At 71.4% G+C, this 17,394-nt stretch carries 17 protein-coding genes and 3 pseudogenes; 14 read left to right on the top strand and 6 right to left on the bottom strand.

Annotated features, from left to right (window positions below):
* Window positions 1-25: 25 nt before the first annotated feature.
* Complete coding sequence (gene hmgA / locus ACWCQ6_RS11870; RefSeq protein WP_451088005.1) at window positions 26-1,354, bottom strand: homogentisate 1,2-dioxygenase; 1,329 nt, start codon at window positions 1,352-1,354, stop codon at window positions 26-28.
* Window positions 1,355-1,476: 122 nt separating this feature from the next.
* Here hmgA and ACWCQ6_RS11865 point away from each other — a divergent pair, with 122 nt between their 5' ends.
* The 6 genes and pseudogenes from ACWCQ6_RS11865 to ACWCQ6_RS11840 form a co-directional block, all read left to right on the top strand.
* Window positions 1,477-3,612: a right-handed parallel beta-helix repeat-containing protein gene (locus ACWCQ6_RS11865; protein WP_451088003.1), complete on the top strand. Its 2,136-nt coding sequence runs from the start codon at window positions 1,477-1,479 to the stop codon at window positions 3,610-3,612.
* A complete protein-coding gene (locus tag ACWCQ6_RS11860) occupies window positions 3,609-4,475 on the top strand; it encodes a hypothetical protein (RefSeq protein ID WP_451088001.1) in 867 nt (288 codons plus the stop codon). Before ACWCQ6_RS11865 ends, ACWCQ6_RS11860 begins: the two co-directional genes overlap by 4 nt.
* Window positions 4,472-5,755, top strand: a complete 1,284-nt coding sequence (locus tag ACWCQ6_RS11855; RefSeq protein ID WP_451087999.1) for a hypothetical protein — start codon at window positions 4,472-4,474, stop codon at window positions 5,753-5,755. Before ACWCQ6_RS11860 ends, ACWCQ6_RS11855 begins: the two co-directional genes overlap by 4 nt.
* A gap of 86 nt (window positions 5,756-5,841) precedes the next feature.
* Window positions 5,842-6,462: a TetR family transcriptional regulator gene (locus ACWCQ6_RS11850; RefSeq protein ID WP_451087997.1), complete on the top strand. Its 621-nt coding sequence runs from the start codon at window positions 5,842-5,844 to the stop codon at window positions 6,460-6,462.
* A gap of 323 nt (window positions 6,463-6,785) precedes the next feature.
* Window positions 6,786-8,687, top strand: a complete 1,902-nt coding sequence (locus ACWCQ6_RS11845) for an ABC transporter ATP-binding protein (RefSeq protein ID WP_451087995.1) — start codon at window positions 6,786-6,788, stop codon at window positions 8,685-8,687.
* Between the two features lie 250 nt (window positions 8,688-8,937).
* Window positions 8,938-9,175: pseudogene (locus tag ACWCQ6_RS11840) on the top strand (hypothetical protein); the annotation flags it as partial.
* Here the strand turns inward: ACWCQ6_RS11840 and ACWCQ6_RS11835 are convergent.
* Together ACWCQ6_RS11835 and ACWCQ6_RS11830 are read right to left on the bottom strand one after the other, a co-directional pair.
* Entirely contained in the window at window positions 9,078-9,800 is a 723-nt protein-coding gene (locus tag ACWCQ6_RS11835) for an ArsR/SmtB family transcription factor (RefSeq protein ID WP_451087993.1), read from the bottom strand. The pseudogene ACWCQ6_RS11840 and the gene ACWCQ6_RS11835 sit on opposite strands and share 98 nt — an antisense overlap.
* A 15-nt stretch (window positions 9,801-9,815) precedes the next feature.
* Complete coding sequence (locus ACWCQ6_RS11830) at window positions 9,816-10,490, bottom strand: TetR/AcrR family transcriptional regulator (RefSeq protein WP_451087991.1); 675 nt, start codon at window positions 10,488-10,490, stop codon at window positions 9,816-9,818.
* Between the two features lie 55 nt (window positions 10,491-10,545).
* Here ACWCQ6_RS11830 and ACWCQ6_RS11825 point away from each other — a divergent pair, with 55 nt between their 5' ends.
* The 3 genes from ACWCQ6_RS11825 (at window position 10,546) to ACWCQ6_RS11815 (ending at window position 11,748) form a co-directional block, all read left to right on the top strand.
* Window positions 10,546-10,704 carry a hypothetical protein gene (locus ACWCQ6_RS11825; RefSeq protein WP_451088051.1) on the top strand — a complete coding sequence of 53 codons (159 nt, stop codon included), beginning with the start codon at window positions 10,546-10,548 and terminating at the stop codon, window positions 10,702-10,704.
* Between the two features lie 48 nt (window positions 10,705-10,752).
* On the top strand, window positions 10,753-11,043 hold the full coding sequence (locus ACWCQ6_RS11820) for a YiaA/YiaB family inner membrane protein (protein WP_451087989.1): 291 nt from the start codon (window positions 10,753-10,755) through the stop codon (window positions 11,041-11,043).
* Between the two features lie 81 nt (window positions 11,044-11,124).
* Complete coding sequence (locus ACWCQ6_RS11815) at window positions 11,125-11,748, top strand: TetR family transcriptional regulator (RefSeq protein WP_451087987.1); 624 nt, start codon at window positions 11,125-11,127, stop codon at window positions 11,746-11,748.
* A 20-nt stretch (window positions 11,749-11,768) separates the two neighbouring features.
* Here ACWCQ6_RS11815 and ACWCQ6_RS11810 read toward each other — a convergent pair whose 3' ends face one another.
* Window positions 11,769-12,230, bottom strand: a complete 462-nt coding sequence (locus ACWCQ6_RS11810; protein WP_451087985.1) for a MaoC family dehydratase — start codon at window positions 12,228-12,230, stop codon at window positions 11,769-11,771.
* 130 nt (window positions 12,231-12,360) lie between these two features.
* Between ACWCQ6_RS11810 and soxR the strand changes: the two genes are divergently transcribed.
* On the top strand, window positions 12,361-12,834 hold the full coding sequence (gene soxR, locus ACWCQ6_RS11805; RefSeq protein WP_451087983.1) for a redox-sensitive transcriptional activator SoxR: 474 nt from the start codon (window positions 12,361-12,363) through the stop codon (window positions 12,832-12,834).
* Between the two features lie 71 nt (window positions 12,835-12,905).
* Here the strand turns inward: soxR and ACWCQ6_RS11800 are convergent, their stop codons facing one another.
* A complete protein-coding gene (locus ACWCQ6_RS11800) occupies window positions 12,906-13,517 on the bottom strand; it encodes a hypothetical protein (protein WP_451087981.1) in 612 nt (203 codons plus the stop codon).
* Window positions 13,518-13,635: 118 nt separating this feature from the next.
* Between ACWCQ6_RS11800 and ACWCQ6_RS11795 the strand changes: the two are divergent.
* Window positions 13,636-14,043: pseudogene (locus tag ACWCQ6_RS11795) on the top strand (penicillin acylase family protein); the annotation flags it as partial.
* Window positions 14,044-14,212: 169 nt separating this feature from the next.
* Here ACWCQ6_RS11795 and ACWCQ6_RS11790 read toward each other — a convergent pair.
* Entirely contained in the window at window positions 14,213-15,478 is a 1,266-nt protein-coding gene (locus tag ACWCQ6_RS11790) for an exo-beta-N-acetylmuramidase NamZ family protein (protein ID WP_451087979.1), read from the bottom strand.
* 184 nt (window positions 15,479-15,662) lie between these two features.
* On the opposite strand from ACWCQ6_RS11790, the gene ACWCQ6_RS11785 reads away from it, so the two are divergent.
* From ACWCQ6_RS11785 to ACWCQ6_RS11775, 3 genes and pseudogenes are all read left to right on the top strand, one after another.
* Entirely contained in the window at window positions 15,663-16,427 is a 765-nt protein-coding gene (locus tag ACWCQ6_RS11785) for an SDR family oxidoreductase (protein WP_451087977.1), read from the top strand.
* 6 nt (window positions 16,428-16,433) lie between these two features.
* A pseudogene (locus ACWCQ6_RS11780) lies at window positions 16,434-16,706 on the top strand (AMP-binding enzyme); the annotation flags it as partial.
* Window positions 16,707-16,741: 35 nt separating this feature from the next.
* Window positions 16,742-17,335, top strand: coding sequence for a TetR/AcrR family transcriptional regulator (locus tag ACWCQ6_RS11775; protein ID WP_451087975.1), 594 nt, complete (start codon window positions 16,742-16,744; stop codon window positions 17,333-17,335).
* Window positions 17,336-17,394 lie beyond the last annotated feature (59 nt).

Below are 17,394 nucleotides of genomic sequence, written 5' to 3'. Positions count from 1 at the left end.
GCCGGGCCGGGAGCGACGGGTGCTCCTACGGCCTGAAGTTGCGGCTCAGACCCTGCCACACGTCGTCGTAGCGCTGCTGCAGGTGGCCGGCGGTCGCCGCCTGCTCCGTCGCCGTCACCGGCCAGCGGGTCTCGAACATGAAGGCGAGGCCGTCGTCGATCTTCTGCGGCTTCAGCTCCGCCTCGCTCGCCCGGTCAAAGGTCTCCCGGTCCGGGCCGTGCGCCGACATCATGTTGTGGAGCGAGCCGCCGCCCGGGACGAAACCGCCCTTGCCGGCTGTTTTGGCGTCGTACGCGCCCTCGATCAGGCCCATGTACTCGCTCATCACATTGCGGTGGAAGTACGGCGGCCGGAAGGTGTCCTCGCCGACCAGCCAGCGCGGCGCGAAGACGACGAAGTCGACACCGGCCAGACCGGGGGTGTCGGACGGCGAGGTCAGCACCGTGAAGATGGACGGGTCGGGGTGGTCGTAGCTGATCGAGCCGATGACATTGAAGCGGTGCAGGTCGTAGACGTACGGGGTGTGGTTGCCGTGCCAGGCGACCACATCGAGCGGCGAGTGGTCGTAGGTCGCCGACCAGAGGTTCCCGCAGAACTTGTTGATCACCTCCAGCGGGCGGTCGTCGTCCTCGTACGCGGCGACCGGGGCGAGGAAGTCCCGTGCGTTGGCGAGGCCGTTGGCGCCGATCGGGCCGAGGTCGGGGAGGGTGAACGGCTGGCCGTAGTTCTCGCAGACATAGCCCCGGGCGGTGGCGTCGAGCAGCTCGACGCGGAAACGGACGCCGCGCGGGATCAGCGCGACATGCCCCGGTTCGGCACGCAGCAGGCCCAGTTCGGTACGGAGCAGCAGACCGCCGCGCTCCGGGACGATCAGCAGCTCGCCGTCCGAGTCGCTGAACACCCGGTCCGTCATGGAGGAGTCGGCGTGGTAGAGGTGCACGGCCATGCCGGTGCGCTGCGCCGCGTCGCCGTTGCCGCCGAGGGTCCACAGTCCCGCCAGGAAGTCGGTCCCGGGCGCGGGCTCGGGGAGCGGATCCCACCGCAGCCGGTTGGGGTCCGGCACGGATTCGGTGAACGGGGCGGTCCGGATCGCCCCGTTGCCGATCCGGGTGAACGGGGGATGGGCGGCCGACGGACGGATCCGGTAGAGCCAGGAACGGCGGTTGTGGGCCCGCGGTTCGGTGAAGGCCGAGCCGCTCAGCTGCTCCGCGTAGAGCCCGAGGGGCGCGCGCTGGGGGGAGTTACGGCCCTGCGGCAGCGCCCCCGCAACCGCCTCCGAGCTGTGCTGATTGCCGAAACCGGCGGAATGCTCCAGTGCTTCCGCCGTCTTCCTCGCCTGCTCGTTGCCGCTCATCTGCGCTCCCGGTGCCGAAGGAATCCTATGGGTAACCGTAGGAATCGGATCGGGGTGAGTCAACGGCATTCATGGCGCACGAGGGGGTTCAAAAAGATGAACAATGCTCTACTCTCCCGCACATGTCGTGGACACGAAGACTTCTGGTGGTCCTGGCGGCGCTCGCCTCCGCCCTCCTCGCGGCCCCGGCCGCCCAGGCGCACGAGGAACGTCCGGTCACTCTGCCCGACGGAACCGGCAGCGTCCCCGAATACCGCACCGGGGAACCCGACCTCCTGGTCTGCAAGAGCGACCGGGCGGACTTCGAGCGCCGGGTGTCCCGCTTCCCGGAGAAGCTGCGGACCCGGAACCTCAAGCTCTTCGACCGGTGCCAGGACTCCGGCTACCGCCATCTGCAACAGGCGGTGGACGCGGTCGACAGGCCCGGCATGAACATAGCCGTCCTGCCCGGCCTGTACGAGGAGGAGCCCTCGCTGCCCGAGCCGACCGGACAGTGCGCCCGGCTGAAGGCGCCCAACTCCCAGCTCGGCTACCAGATCCTCTCGTACGCCCAGCAGCAGCGGTGTCCGCACAACCAGAACCTGGTGGCGGTCCTCGGCAAGAAGGACCTCCAGATCGAGGGCACCGGCGCCGAGCGCACGGACGTGGTCGTCGACGCCAAGTACCAGAAGCTCAACGCGATCCGGGCGGACGGTTCCGACGGCATCTACTTCCGGAACTTCACCGCCCAGCGCACCACCTTCAACTCCCTGTACGTACTGGCCCAGGACGGCTTCGTCATCGACTCCGTCCTCACCCGCTGGAACGACGAGTACGGCTTCCTGACCTTCGCGAGCGACCACGGGCTGTACAAGAACTGCGAGTCGTACGGAAACGGCGACTCCGGCATCTACCCCGGCAGCGCGTCGAACATCAACGACGCCTACGGCTACGACGTGCCGCGCTACTCCATCGAGATCACCGGCTGCCGCAGCCACCACAACATGGTCGGCTACTCCGGCACCGCAGGCGACTCCGTCTATGTCCACGACAACGAGTTCGACCACAACATGGGCGGCGCCTCGATGGACAGCGCCTTTCCCGGCCACCCCGGACTGCCGCAGAACCACGCCCGCTTCGAACGCAACCTGATCCACGACAACAACGCCGACTACTACCGCTACGTCGCCGACGGCACCTGCGCCAAGCCGCCGGTGGACCGGGGCTACGAGGAGGGCGTCGTCTGCCCGCAGATCTCCATGCCGCCCGGCTCCGGCATCATCACCGCGGGCGGCAACTGGAATCTGTACGAGAACAACTGGATCTACGGGCACCAGCGTGCCGCCTTCGTCCTGACCGCCGTGCCCGCCTTCATCCGCGGTGAGGACGCGATGGCCAAGCAGGCCGACACCTCGCACCACAACCGGTACGCGGGCAACCGCCTCGGCAGGGACAAGGCGGGCAACTCCCGGCCCAACCGCACCGATGTGTGGTGGGACGGCCAGGGCGAGGGCAACTGCTGGCAGGCGGACGCCGGGCCGTCCTCGCCGCGCGCCCTGCCCGACTGCGGCTCCGCGCGCGGTGACGTGTCCGTGCGCACCGACCGGCTCGTCGGCGAACCGGTCAAACTCGCCCAGCTGCTGGTCTGCGCCGACTACAACGTGCAGGCGCGCCGGCTGCCGGCCGGCTGCGACTGGTACGGGGCGCGTGGCATCGAGCGCATCGAGGTGCAAATAGCGCTGGCGGTCGCGGTGGTGCTCGCGCTGGTCGGCGGGGTGTTGTGGTGGCGCAGGCTGCGCGGCAGCCGGCTCGCCGCGGTGGCCACGGGGCTCGGCGTGATCGGCCTCGGACTCGACGTGGCCGGATCGACCATGGGGCTGGCCGCCACCCATGTGCCCGCGCTGGCACTGCTGCTGACCGGGGTGTGGTGGACCGGCATCGGTCTCGTGCTCCGCAGGGAACGGCCCTGGCTGGGCCGGACCACGGTGGTGCTCGGCGCGCTCACGCTGCTCGACGCCGTGGACAAGGCCGTGTTCATGATCCCGTGGATTCCGCTCAGCCCGGCCTGGGTGCGGGGACTGCTCGGCGTGGTCTGGGTGGTGTGGGCCGTGATCGCCGCCGCCCGCCACGGTGACCGCACCCCGCCGGAGGAGACCGGGACCCCGGCCCCGGACGACGCCCCCGCCCCGACTCCGGGGCCTGCCCCGACTCCGGGGCCTGCCCCGACTCCGGGCTCTGCCCCGACTCCGGGTCCTGCCCCGGAAGGAGACGCATCGTGAAGCGTTCAGGTACACCGCCGCGGACCATCCGGCTGCTTCGGTTCCCCCGCCCGGTCGCCGCCGCCGTCACCGTGCTCACCGCGGGCGCCCTCGTGTTCGGTGCGAGCGCCTGCGGCGGGCGGGCCACCACTCACCACAAACCCGGCACCAGCCATGAGCAGGCCGGCGGCAACGTCGGCCGACTGCTCGCCGACGACGACGGCTCCGGCAACCGGCTGCGCCAGGTCGACGCCGAGGGCGCCCCCGCGGTGACGGTCGCCGTACGACCCGACTCCGAGGACGGATGGAACGTCCATCTCTCCGTACGGAACTTCAGGTTCACCCCGGACAGTGTGGGCGGCGCCGCGCTCCACGGGCGCGGCCACGCCCGGCTGTTCCTCGACGGCCACCCCCTCGCCCGCGTCTACGGCTCCTGGTTCCACCTCCCCGCCTCCGTCGTCCGCGCCGCCGGCGGCGGCACCGGCCTCACCGCACGGCTCTACGCCGACGACCACACCGCCTGGGCGGTGAACTCCACCCCCGTCCAGGCCACCGCCTCCCTCGCCGCTCCCTCCGGGTCGGCCTCCCCCCCCGAGGAGAGCAGACCGGCAACACCCCATCCCGGCACCACACTTGAGATCGTCGTCTCCCACGGCAAGGTCAGCCCGGACCCCGGCCGCACCGAGATCAAGAAGGGCCGAACCGTCGAACTCCGGGTCCGAAGCGACCGCGCCGACGCCCTCCATGTCCACGGCTACGACAAGGAGGCCCGGCTGCCCGCCGGAAAGACCGTCACCCTCACCTTCACCGCCGACCGCAGCGGGCTCTTCGAGGTCGAGACCCATGAGTCCGGCCTGCTCCTCACCCAACTCGTCGTACGGTGAGCGTCCTCGCCCACGGCATCGGCGCCCAGCACGACCTGCCGCTCTCCCCCTTCTACGCCTTCGCCGGTGCCTTCGCCGCGCTCTTCGTCTCCTTCCTCGCGCTCGGCCTGCTCTGGTCCGCCTCACGCTTCCGCGGCGACCGGGCGGGCCGTCCGCTCCCGTCCGCCCTCCAGCGCTTCGCCGACGCCCGCCCCACCCGTATCGCGCTGCGCGTGCTCGGCCTCGCCGCCGCCCTGTACGTCACGCTCCACCTCCTCCTCGGCCCGGACGACCCGGACCGCAACCCCGCCCCCGGGTCCGTATACGTACTCCTCTGGGTCGGGCTGGTGCCTGCATCGCTCCTCCTCGGTCCCGTCTGGCGGCTGCTCAACCCGCTGCGCACCGTCCACCTCCTCGGCTGCCGCGCACTGGGCCGCGACCCCGCCGCGGGGCGGCCCCTTCCCGCACGGCTCGGTCTGTGGCCCGCCGCCGCCGGGCTCCTCGCCTTCACCTGGCTCGAACTCGTCGCCCCCGACCCGGCGTCGGCCACCACCCTCCTGCTCTTCCTCTCGCTCCACACCGCCGTCCACCTCGCGGGCGCCGCCCGCCACGGCGCCGGGTGGTTCGACCGGGCGGACGCCTTCGAGGTCTACTCCGGGCTGCTCTCCCGGCTCTCCCTGCTCGGCCGCCGCCCCGCCGACCGCCGCCTCGTCCTCCGCTCCCCGTTCAACGGACTCGACTCCACCCCGCAGGTCCCCGGACTCGTCGCCACCGTCTGCGTCATGCTCGGCTCCACCGCCTACGACGGCTTCTCCGACTCCCCGTCCTGGATCACCACCGTCCAGACCTCACCCCTGGGCCGCACCACCGCGGCCACGCTCGGACTCCTGGGCGCCGTCGCCCTCGTGGCCGCCCTCTACGCCCTGTGCACCGGCGCCGTCCGGCTGATCTCCGGTCAGCTGAGCCACCCGCTCACCGCCTTCGCCCACTCGCTCGTCCCGATCGCGCTCGGCTATCTCGTCGCCCACTACTTCACGCTCTTCGTCACCGAAGGGCCACGCACGGTCATGATGGCATCCGGCACTGACAATCCGGCCCCGCCCGAGCCGTTTCTGGGCCCCGGCGGGGTCGCCACCCTCCAGGTCGCCGCGATCGTTCTCGGCCACGTACTCGGCGTCATCGCCGCTCACGACCGGTCCGTACGCCTCTTTCCGCCCGGCCGCGCCGTCGCGGGGCAACTCCCGCTGCTGGTCCTGATGGTCACGTACACCATCGGCGGACTGTCTCTGCTCATCGCGTGAGAACCGCGCCGGACACCAGTGGTCACCCGCCCGCCGGCCGACCCGGAACACACCGGCCACCCGCAGCAGAGGAGACCCACGGCATCATGGAGCCCGTGCCCCATACGAACACGAACCTCCGCCGCGCCCCTGTGCAGCAGCGCAGCGCCGAACGCCTCGCCCGGATACTCGACGCCTGCGCCGAACTCCTCGACGAGACCGGCTACGAGCAGCTGTCCACCCGGGCGGTGGCCATCCGTGCCGGGGTCCCCATCGGCTCCGTCTACCGGTTCTTCTCCAACAAACGCGCGCTGACCGACGCACTGGCCCGGCGCAATCTGGACAGCTACGCCGAGCGCATCACCGCCCGCCTGGCCGTCATCCCGCCCACCGACTGGCGCGGCGCCATCGACGCCGTACTGGACGAATACCTGGCGATGAAGCGCTCCGTGGCCGGATTCGCCCTCGTCGACTTCGGCGCTCCGGCCCCCGAGGACGACCCCGCCAATGACGCCAACCAGCGGGTCGCCGGCCGGCTTGCCGAACTGCTCTCCGGGTACCTGGGCGGCGCCTCTGACGAGGATCTGTCGCGCACCGTCCTGGTCTGCGTCGAGGCCGCCGACGCCCTCCTCCAACTCGCCTTCCGCACCGACCCGTCGGGTGACCCGGCCATCGTCGCCGAGACCCGCATCCTGCTACGGGCCTATCTGGCACGCGTCCTGGACTGACAGTGAGGATGTGTGGTGGCTTCTTCGGCGGGTCCGGCTCACGGACTGACCGACGCCGACCGGCTGTCCTTCAGCGGACAGGCCGGCCTGCACGGGGGAGCCACCGCACTCGGCCGGACGAGGGCGAGGGCTTCGAGGGGCTGGACCCGAACCGGGCCACCCTGCGCCCCGGCCGGCCCGGCACCCCGGCCCGGCACCCCGGCACCCCGGCCCGGCCGGCGCTCCGCCGACCGCAGCGGCGCCCGACACCCGTCGGCGGCAGTGCGCTGCCGCCGGAACCCGGCCGTTGACCTCAAGTCCACTGGAGGTCGTACGTTCCTCCCATGAGCATGGAAACCACGGCGTGGACACAGCTCCACAACGTCATGAACGCGCAAGCGGACCGACGCCCCTTCGACCGGAACACCCTGCGGCGCATCGCCGTCTTCGCCCGCCCGCACCGGCGCCGTGTCGGCCTCTTCCTGATCCTGAGCGTGGCGACGGCGCTGCTCGCCGTCGCCACCCCCCTGCTCGCCGGCCGTGTCGTGAACGCGATCGTGGCCGGCAAGGACTCGGGCACCGTCACCCGGCTGTCCCTCCTCATCGCCGTGATTGCCGTCGCGGAGGCCGCACTGGGCCTGGCCGGCCGCTGGCTCTCGGCCAATCTCGGCGAGGGCCTGATCCTCGATCTGCGCACCGCCGTCTTCGACCATGTGCAGCGCATGCCGGTCGCCTTCTTCACCCGGACCCGCACCGGCGCGCTCGTCAGCCGCCTCAACAACGACGTCATCGGGGCCCAGCGCGCCTTCAGCAACACACTGTCCGGCGTCGTCAGCAATGTCGTGACGCTGCTGCTCACCCTTGGCGTCATGCTCTCCATCTCCTGGCAGATCACTGTGCTCGCGCTGGTGCTGCTGCCGGTGTTCGTGCTGCCGGCGCGCCGTATGGGCACCCGGATGGCGAGGCTCCAACGGGAGGCCGCAGCCCACAACGCCGCGATGGGCACCCGGATGACCGAGCGCTTCTCCGCCCCCGGCGCCACCCTGATCAAGCTCTTCGGCCGCCCCGCCGACGAGTCCGCCGAATTCGCCGTCAGAGCCGGCCGGGTGCGCGACATCGGCGTACGCACGGCCATGGCCCAGTCCGCGTTCATCACCGCCCTCACTCTCGTGTCCGCGCTGGCCCTCGCCCTCGTCTACGGGCTCGGCGGGTACTACGCACTGCGCGGGCGGCTCGACGCGGGCGCCGTCGTGGCCCTCGCCCTCCTGCTGACCCGGCTGTACGCACCGCTCACCGCTCTCGCCGGGGCACGCGTCGAGGTGATGAGCGCACTCGTCAGCTTCGAGCGGGTCTTCGAGGTCCTCGACCTCAAGCCGCTCATCGACCAGAAGCCGGATGCCCGGACGGTCCCGGACGGCCCGGTGTCCGTCGAGTTCGACCGGGTGCGTTTCGGCTACCCGTCCGCCGACAAGGTCTCGCTCGCCTCGCTGGAGGACGTCGCGAGCCTCGACACCCGCGGCGGCGGCGAAGTACTGCGCGGGGTCTCCTTCCGTGCCGAGCCCGGCCAGACGGTGGCGCTCGTCGGCTCCTCCGGCGCGGGCAAGTCGACCATCGCCCAACTGCTGCCGCGGCTGTACGACACGGACGAGGGCGTTGTCCGCATCGGCGGCGTCGACGTACGCGACCTGACCGCCGACACCCTGCGCGACACCCTCGGCATGGTCACCCAGGACGGCCACCTCTTCCACGAGTCGGTGCGCGCCAACCTGCTGCTCGCCCGCCCCGAAGCCGCCGAGGAGGACCTCTGGGACGCGCTGCGCCGTGCACGCCTGGACGGACTCGTCGCCTCACTGCCCGACGGGCTCGACACCGTCGTCGGCGAACGCGGCTACCGGCTCTCCGGCGGCGAACGCCAGCGGCTGACCATCGCCCGGCTGCTCCTGGCCCGCCAGCGCGTCGTCATCCTCGACGAGGCCACCGCCCACCTCGACAACACCTCCGAGGCAGCCGTCCAGGAGGCACTGACCGAGGCGCTCGCCGGACGCACCGCGGTCGTGATCGCCCACCGGCTCTCCACGGTACGGACCGCCGACCTCATCCTGGTCGTGGAGGACGGGCGGATCGTGCAGCGTGGTACCCACGACGAACTCCTCGCGGCAGGCGGCCGGTACGAGGAGCTGTACCGCACCCAGTTCGAGAACCCCGGTGCGGAGCACGGGGAACTCGACCGGCAGCCCCTGGCATGACCGGCGTCTCCGGCGCCGGAGAACCCGCAGCGTCAGTGCCGCGGCAGGCGACGTTCGCCCGTCGAGGAGCGGCGCGCGGTGCGTGTTCCAGGCGTGCCGGCCGGAAGTCCTCGTACTGGATGTACTCGGGCTTTCGGGCGGTGCGGCGAGAGCGCGTGCCGTGCGCGGCGACGGGGCGAACGGTGCCTGCCGGGGCACTGGTTCGGCTTGCGGACGACCCCGTCCGCAACGGTGACCGGGAGGAACAGCGATGAAGGCCCACGACGGCATGTACATCGACGGGGCCTGGCGGCCCGCCGCGGGACGGGACACGATCGCGGTCGTGAACCCGGCGGACGAACAGGTCATCGCCGAGGTCCCGGCCTGGCGGGGCCGAGGACGTCGGCGCCGCTACCGAATGGTCGCGGCCTCGATGCCGAGGTGCTCGTACAGCGCCCGCTCCCCGTCCGGGGTGGCCTTCACCGCGCGCCCGGACCCGATCCGTACGCACCATCCGGTGTCCAGCGCGTGGCGGCACAGCGCGGCGCCCGCGACCCCGGCGAGGTGCGGCCTGCGCTCCGTCCAGTCCAGACAGCTCCGTACGAGGGGACGCCGCGAACCGGTCTCCAGGCCGATACCCAGCTCGTCGAACCAGCGCAGACCCACGTCGGTCAGCGCGAAGCCGGTGTCCTGCTCCAGCAGCCCCCGTACGGTCATCGCGTCGGTGATCGCGATGCCGATCCGCCCCGCGAGATGGTCGTAACAGGTGCGGCCTCGGGCCATCGCGCTGCCCGCGTTCACCGCGCCGAGGGTGCGCGGCCGCTCGGGCGCGGGGCCGGGGACGACGTGGGCCGCCAGATCCTCGACGAGGTGCGCGATCCGTTCGTCGGCCAGCCGCAGATAGCGGTGGCGGCCCTGCCGTTCCTCGGCCAGCAGCCCGCCCGCGACGAGCTTGCCGAGGTGTTCGCTGGCGGTCGACGGCGCCACGGAGGCGTACCGAGCCAGTTCCCCGGCGGTCCAGGCGCGGCCGTCGAGCAGGGCCAGGCAGAAGGCGGCGCGGGTCTCGTCGGCGAGGAGCGCGGCCAGGGCGGCGAGGCGGGGCGCTGCCGGGTCGGGGTGTGCCATGCGTGCCATGGGAACCAGAATGCGTCAGGAACGCTTCGGCGCCGGCCGAACCGTTCCGCCCGGTGGCAGGAGCTCGTACTGGAGCGAGAGGCCGTCGACCAGGGCCCGCAGCCCGGTCTCGAAGGCCCCCTCGTCGACCTTCTGGCGCCGTTCGGCCAGCAGGTGGGCCTGGCCGAGGTGCGGGTAGTCGGCGGGGTCGTACGCCGTCTCGTCGTCGACGAAACCCCGGGCGAAGGAGCCCAGTGCCGAACCGGTGATGAAGTACCGCATCAGGGCACCGATGTACGTCGCCTGGGCCGGCGGCCAGCCGGCCCTGACCATCGCGCCGAACACCGCGTCGGCGACCCGGAGACCGGCCGGCCTGCGGCCCGGACCCTGGGCGAGCACCGGAACGATGTGCGGGTGCTCGGTGAGCGCCGCACGATAGGAGACGGCCCAGTCGTGCAGGGCGGATCGCCAGTCGCGGGTGTCCGACTCGTCGAACATCGACAGGTCGACCTGTGCGGACACGGCGTCCGCGACCGCGTCCAGGATCTCGTCCTTGTTGCGGAAGTGGTTGTAGAGCGAGGGTCCGCTGACCCCGAGTTCGGCCGCGAGCCGACGGGTGGACACGGCGTCGAGCCCCTCGGAGTCCACGAGTGCGCTCGCCGCCTCGACGATGCGGTCTCTGCTCAGGAGGGGCTTGCGCGGTCGGGCCATGCGGCACATGGTAGGGTCTGCGAGCGAAAAACTAGCAGTGCTAACCAAAGGTGGAGTGCCGAAGGATCGACCTGGAGCTCGGCGGGGAGCAGGAGCCGTCCGGCAGCTCGCCAAGGACTTCGTCGCCCGCGAGATCGCCCCGCACGTCGTGGAGTGGGACCGGGCCGAGATCTGGCCGCACCGCCGCTCGAACGGGCGTCTGAGTACCGACTGAGTACGCGAGCGGATGTGGCGCCCGCCATGTCGGCCGATGCTGGGCGCCATGAGTGAGACAGCATCGGTCAAGCAGCAGGGCACCGCAGCCTTCTACGGCCAGGCCGTCGCCTCCTTCGGGGTGGCGATCGGCGCGGTGGCTCTGGGCATCTACTTCCTCGACGCCGACGCCTGGGTCCGCGGATTCCTCGCGATCGGTGTCCTCTACCTCGTCACCTCCTGCTTCACCCTGGCCAAGGTCATCCGTGACCGCCAGGAGGCAGGGCAGATCGTCAGCCGGGTCGACCAGGCCCGGCTGGAGAAGATCCTTGCCGAGCACGACCCCTTCCAGAAGCTCTGACAGTCCCGCCGGACGGAATCTAAGCGCTTGCTCAGGTTCGGGGTATGGTGTTCGTCCTGCTGACGAGAGGGGCGAGTGACGATGAGCACGGCGGAGGAGACCGACGGCGACAGTGCGCCGTGGGCCGAGGTGACGCCCGAGGCGGCCCGGCGGCTGCTCGTCGCCGCCGTCGACGCCTTCGCCGAGCGCGGGTACCACGCCACCACCACCCGCGATATCGCGGGCCGGGCGGGGATGAGTCCCGCCGCGCTCTACATCCACTACAAGACGAAGGAAGAGCTGCTCCACCGGATCAGCAGGATCGGCCACGACCGCGCCCTGTTCGTGCTGGAGGCCGCCGCCGACGGTGGCGGCACGGCGGCCGAGCGGCTGGCCGAGGCCGTACGGTCCTTCGTCCGCTGGCACGCCGAGAGGCACACCACCGCCCGCGTGGTCCAGTACGAGCTCGACGCCCTCGGCGAGGAGCACCGCGCCGAGATCGTCGAGCTGCGCCGCAGGAGTGACGCGGTGGTCCGCCGGATCATCGGCGAGGGCGTGCAGGCGGGGGAGTTCGACGTCCCCGACGTCCCCGGCACCACGCTCGCGGTGCTCTCGCTCTGCATCGACGTGGCGCGCTGGTTCAACGCGCAGGGCAGCCGGACGCCGGACGAGGTCGGCGAACTCTACGCCGACCTCGTGCTGCGCATGGTCGCAGCCAAGCGTTAGGGGGTGGCGGGCCCGCGTCGTCAGAAGTAGTAGCGGGACACCGACTCGGCCACGCACACCGGCTTGTCGCCGCCCTCGCGCTCGACCGTGACGACAGCGGTGACCTGCACCCCGCCCCCGGCCTCCTCGACGCTCTTCAGGACGGCCGAGGCGCGCAGCCGTGAGCCCACGGGCACGGTGGACGGGAAACGGACCTTGTTCGTCCCGTAGTTGATGCCCATCTTCATGCCCTCGACCCGCATGATCTGCGGTACGAGCGCCGGCAGCAGCGAGAGCGTGAGATAGCCGTGTGCGATGGTCCTGCCGAACGGCCCGTCGGCGGCCCGTTCCGGGTCCACATGGATCCACTGGTGGTCGCCGGTGGCCTCGGCGAAGAGATCGATCCGCTCCTGGTCGACCTCCAGCCAGTCGCTGTGGCCCAGTTGCTCGCCCACCCCGTCGCTCAGCTCCCGCGCGGACGTGAAGATCCTCGGCTCTGCCATGTCCCTGGTCCTGCCCTTCCGGCTCCGGTCCATCGTTCGTCACGCTGTCTAAGCGCTTGCTCAGCATGGTTGGCGGGTGCGTTCCTGTCAACGACGGACCGGCCGGAGGCAGGCCAGTAGGGTTGGAGGAGTGCCCCAGATCCCACAGATACTCCATGAACTCACGGTCGGACAGCTCTCCGCGCGCAGCGGCGCCGCTGTGTCCGCCCTGCACTTCTACGAGGCCAAGGGCCTGATCAGCAGCCGACGCACCAGTGGCAACCAGCGCCGCTACAGCAGGGACGCGCTGCGCAGGGTCGCGTTCGTCCGGGCGGCGCAGCGGGTCGGCATCCCGCTCGCCACCATCCGTGACGCCCTCGCCGAACTCCCCGAGGAGCGCACCCCGAACCGCGAGGACTGGGCACGGCTCTCCGCGGCCTGGCGCTCCGAACTGGACGACCGCATCGAGCAGTTGGGGAGACTGCGGGACCACCTCACCGACTGCATCGGCTGTGGCTGCCTGTCGCTGGAGAACTGTGTGCTCTCCAACCCGAACGACGTCTCGGGCAGCCGGATCAGCGGCTCGCGCCTGATGCCGGAGCGCCCGTCGGCGGAGCGCGCGTAGGACGTGTTTCGAAGGCCGCGCCCGTCCGGCTGCCGGCCGGGCGCGGCCTGGCCGGATGCCCTCGTCGCGCGTCAGGCCACCGATGCCAGATCCCGCCGCGGTGCGCTCCGGGCCTTCGTCAGTGCCCGCGAGGTGAGCACCGGCTGCGGCACCACGATCCCGCACCCCGTGCAGACCGGCCCCGCCCAAGGGGCGCACCGCAGATCCTGCCGCCAGTGGATCGCGGTGTCCGCGCACACCGGGCAGGCCGTGCCGGGCTCCGACTCCAGCGCGGTGATCAGCCGGTTCAGCACCTCGGCGAGCGGCGCCGACGGATGCACCGCCGGGTCCTCGCAGCGGGCGACTCCGTGGCCGCCCCAGGTGCGCCGGTGCCAGTCGTCGAACGCGCCGGGCCGGCGCAGCCCGTCGTGCTTCTCCCGCCTGCGGCGCTCGGCGAACCCCGCTTCGTACGCGAGCCAGACCGTCCGCGCCGCCTCCAGTTCGTCCAGTGCGCGCATCAGCCGCGCCGGATCGGGGGACCGGTCCTCGGGTCCGATTCCGTGCCGGGTGCACAGATGGTCCCAGGTCGCCCGATGTCCGTAAGGGGCGAACCTCTCCAGGCACTTGCGCAGCGAATACCGCCGCAGTGCCAGGTCGCTGAGCGGATCGCGCACCTGTCTCGCAAGACTCCGGAATCCTGCCACCGCACCGTCACCTCCGTCGCTCGTACTTCGGCGTCAAGGGATGGACGAACGACTGCCCCGTTCGGATCCCGCGAAGACTGATGTTGTCCGGAATTCGGCGTGGCCCACCGATGCGGCGCCGCTGGAGCGTCATCCCGCAGAGGGCTCGCTGCCCGGCTCCGGCGCCCAGAAGCGTGGCATGTCCAACGCCCTGCTGGTCTCCGGGAAGCACACCGCGAGCGGGAACCCCATTGCCGTGTTCGGCCCGCAGACCGGCTACTTCGCCCCGCAGTTGATGATGCTCCAGGAACTCCAGGGGCCGGGCATCAGCGCCCGCGGTGTCTCCTTCGCCGGCGTCGGCATGTACGTCCGGACGGGCTGCGGCCAGGACTGTGCCCGGAGCGCCACCTCGGCCGGCCAGGACATCACCGACAGCCACGCCGTCGACCTGTGCGAGCCCGACGGCTCCACGCCCACCAGGGACTGCCCGCACTACCGCTGCCGCGGTACCTGCACCATCATGGAGACGCCGGAGCGCACCGACTCCTCATTCACCGGCCGCTCGGCGGGATCGGTCTGCAGGTCATCCACTGGCAGAACCGCCCGACGTACCGGCAGGTGGTGGAGTGCCCCGCCCACCGGTAGGGCGCTCGCGTCCGTGAGGGCGGGGGCCGTGTGCCGGGCGGGCCCGATCCTCCGGGCCCGCCCGGCCCGTCTCACCGGTACTGGAGATACCGCTTCCGTACGGCACGGAACGCGGCGAGATCCTCCGACCAGGCTCCCACCACCTCGTCCGTGTCCGCCCCCGCGTCGACCATGGTGCGGACCCGGGTGTTGCCGGTGAGCTTGTCGATCCAGTTGTCCGAGCGCCAGGCGAACCCGCTCCAGGTCCGCTTCGCCGTCACCAGCAGCGCGATGCCCGTGCGTACCGGATCGAAGGCCTCGCGGTCGTGGACGTGCAGTTGCACACCGCCCACCGTTTTCCCCTGGAACTTGGAGAACGTCGGCGCGAAGTACGCCTCGCGGAACGCGACCCCGGGCAGGTCGAGCGCGTTCGCGGCCGCTGCCCAACGGTGGTCGATGCCCTCCGCACCGAGCAGTTCGAACGGCCGGGTCGTGCCGCGCCCCTCGGAGAGGTTGGTGCCCTCGAACAGACAGGTGCCCGAGTAGACGAGCGCGGTGTCGGGCGTCGGCATGTTGGGGCTCGGCGCGACCCACGGCAGCCCGGTCGCGTCGTAGAAGTCCGAGCGCTTCCATCCGGACATCTTGACGATGCGCAGGTCCACCGGACGCTCGGCCAGGAACCGGGCGTTGAAGAGCAGCGCAAGCTCCGTGACCGTCATGCCGTGCGCCTGTGCGATCTCCCGGCGGCCCACGAACGTGCCGAACGCCGGGTCGAGGACCGGGCCGAGTGCCGCCCGCCCGCTCACCGGGTTCGGCCGGTCCAGGACGACGAACCGCTTCCCCGCGAGCGCCGCCGCCTCCATGCAGTCGTACAGCGTCCAGATGTACGTGTAGAAGCGGGCGCCCGCGTCCTGGATGTCGAAGACGACCGTGTCCACGCCGGACGCCGTGAAGACATCGGCGAGCGGCTGGCCGCTCTTCAAGTACGTGTCGTAGACCGGCAGTCCGGTCGCCGGGTCGTCGTAACGCCCCTCCGAACCGCCCGCCTGCGCGGTGCCCCGGAAGCCGTGCTCGGGCCCGAAGACGGCGATCAGGTCCACCCGCTCGTCCGGGTGCATCACATCGACGATGTGGCGCACGTCGGAGGTGATCCCGGTCGGGTTGGTGACGACCCCGACCTTCTGGCCCTTCAGCAGCGTGTAGCCGTCCGCCGCCAGCCGGTCGAAGCCGGTGCGGACCCGGCCGTGGCCCTTGCCCGCGGCGGGGGCGGCGCTCGCGGCCCCGGTCCCGGCGGCCGTCGCCGCGAGGGCCCCCACCGCACCACCGGCGGCCAGCAAACCACGTCTGGTCAGGCTCATTCGGCTACCTCCATGATCGCGACGACTGTCATGGTCACGCACGCTAGCGGGAGATCAGGCCATACGGAATGAGCCGGACGTGACAGGTGTGACAGGAGTGCTTCCCGGGCGGTTTCCACCCCTTCCGCTCCGGCATACCGACTGGTTAGTCTGCCGGTGCGGTCGGCTGGGAGAGGCGGGAGAGATGAGTGCGGTGCAGGGCATGGGCGTGGTGGTCACAGGGGCCGGCGGAGGCATCGGCGCCGCACTGGCGCGCCGGTTCGCCGCTGAGGGCGCGCGGGTCGTGGTCAACGACCTCGACGAGGCGAGGATCAGGGCGCTGGCCGAGGAGATCGGCGCCGTCGCCGTCGCCGGCGACGCCTCGCGGGTCGTGGACGCCGCCAGGGACGCGCTCGACGGCACCGTCGACGTCTACTGCGCCAACGCCGGACTCGCCTCGCCCGGCGACGTCTTCGCGGACGAGGAGGTCTGGGCCGCGGCCTGGGACGTCAATGTGATGGCCCACGTCCGCGCGGCCAGGGCGCTGCTGCCCGACTGGCTGGAACGCGGCAGCGGACGCTTCGTCTCCACCGCCTCCGCCGCCGGACTGCTGACGATGATCGGCGCCGCGCCGTACAGCGTGACCAAGCACGGCGTCGTCGCCTTCGCCGAATGGCTCTCGCTCACCTACCGCCACCGCGGCATCAAGGTCCACGCGATCTGCCCGCAGGGCGTGCGTACGGACATGCTCACCGCCGCCGGATCGGCCGGAGAGCTCGTCCTCGTCCCGAGCGCCATCGAGCCCGAGGCGGTCGCCGAAGCGCTCCTCGACGCCATGGCCGAGGACCGCTTCCTCGTCCTGCCGCACCCCGAGGTCGCCGGGTACTACCGGGCCCGCGCCAAGGACACCGACCACTGGCTCGGCAGCATGAACCACCTCCAGCAGAAGTGGGAGGAGACCGGCGCATGACCGAGCTTCACGGTCTGGCCGCGTGAGGTGGATGACGTCCTCCACACCCACCCGGCGGTCCGGGACGCGGCCGTCGTCGGCGTCCCCGACGACCGCCGGGGCGAGACCGTCCGCGCCCGCACGAGCCTGCGGCCCGGCGCCTCGGCCGAACCCGAGGGGCCCGGCGCGTACTGCAAGGAACGGCTTGCCGTGTACAAGTACCCGCGCGAGGCCGAGATCCTGAGCGAACTCCCGAAGACGGCGAGTGGGAAGATCCTCAGGAGGGAACTGCGTTCCCCCGGCAGACCGATACACGCGGAAGGAAGGTGGCGGCAATGGCCAAGGCGACGGACGGGGACACGGCTCCCGTCCCTCAGCGGCTGCTGGCCGCCGCCACCCGGCTCTTCGCCGAGCAGGGCTACGACCGCACCCCGGTCCAGGAGATCGTCGAGGCGGCGGGCGTCACCAAGGGCGCGCTCTACCACTACTTCGGCTCCAAGGAGGACCTCCTCCACGAGATCTACGCCCGGGTGCTGCGCCTCCAGCAGGAGCGCCTCGACGCCTTCGCCGAGGCCGACGCTCCCGTGGAACAGCGGCTGCGCGACGCCGCGGCCGACGTGGTCGTCACGACCATCGAGAACCTCGACGACGCCTCGATCTTCTTCCGGTCCATGCACCACCTGAGCCCGGAGAAGAACAAGCAGGTCCGGCTGGAGCGGCGGCGCTACCACGAGTGTTTCCGGGCCCTGGTGGAGGAGGGGCAGCGCAGCGGGGTGTTCTCCACGGCCACCCCGGCCGACCTGATCGTCGACTACCACTTCGGTTCGGTCCACCACCTCTCCACCTGGTACCGCCCCGACGGCCCGCTCAGCCAGCAGGAGGTCGCCGACCATCTGGCCGACCTGCTGCTGCGCGCACTGCGCCCCTGAGACCGACCGAGCGGCCCTGGGCGCCTGCCCGGCGAGGACCACGGTCCGGTCTGTTGGAC

The organism is Streptomyces sp. NPDC001880, from assembly GCF_053594575.1.
This window is presented reverse-complemented; position numbering and strand designations above follow the sequence as displayed.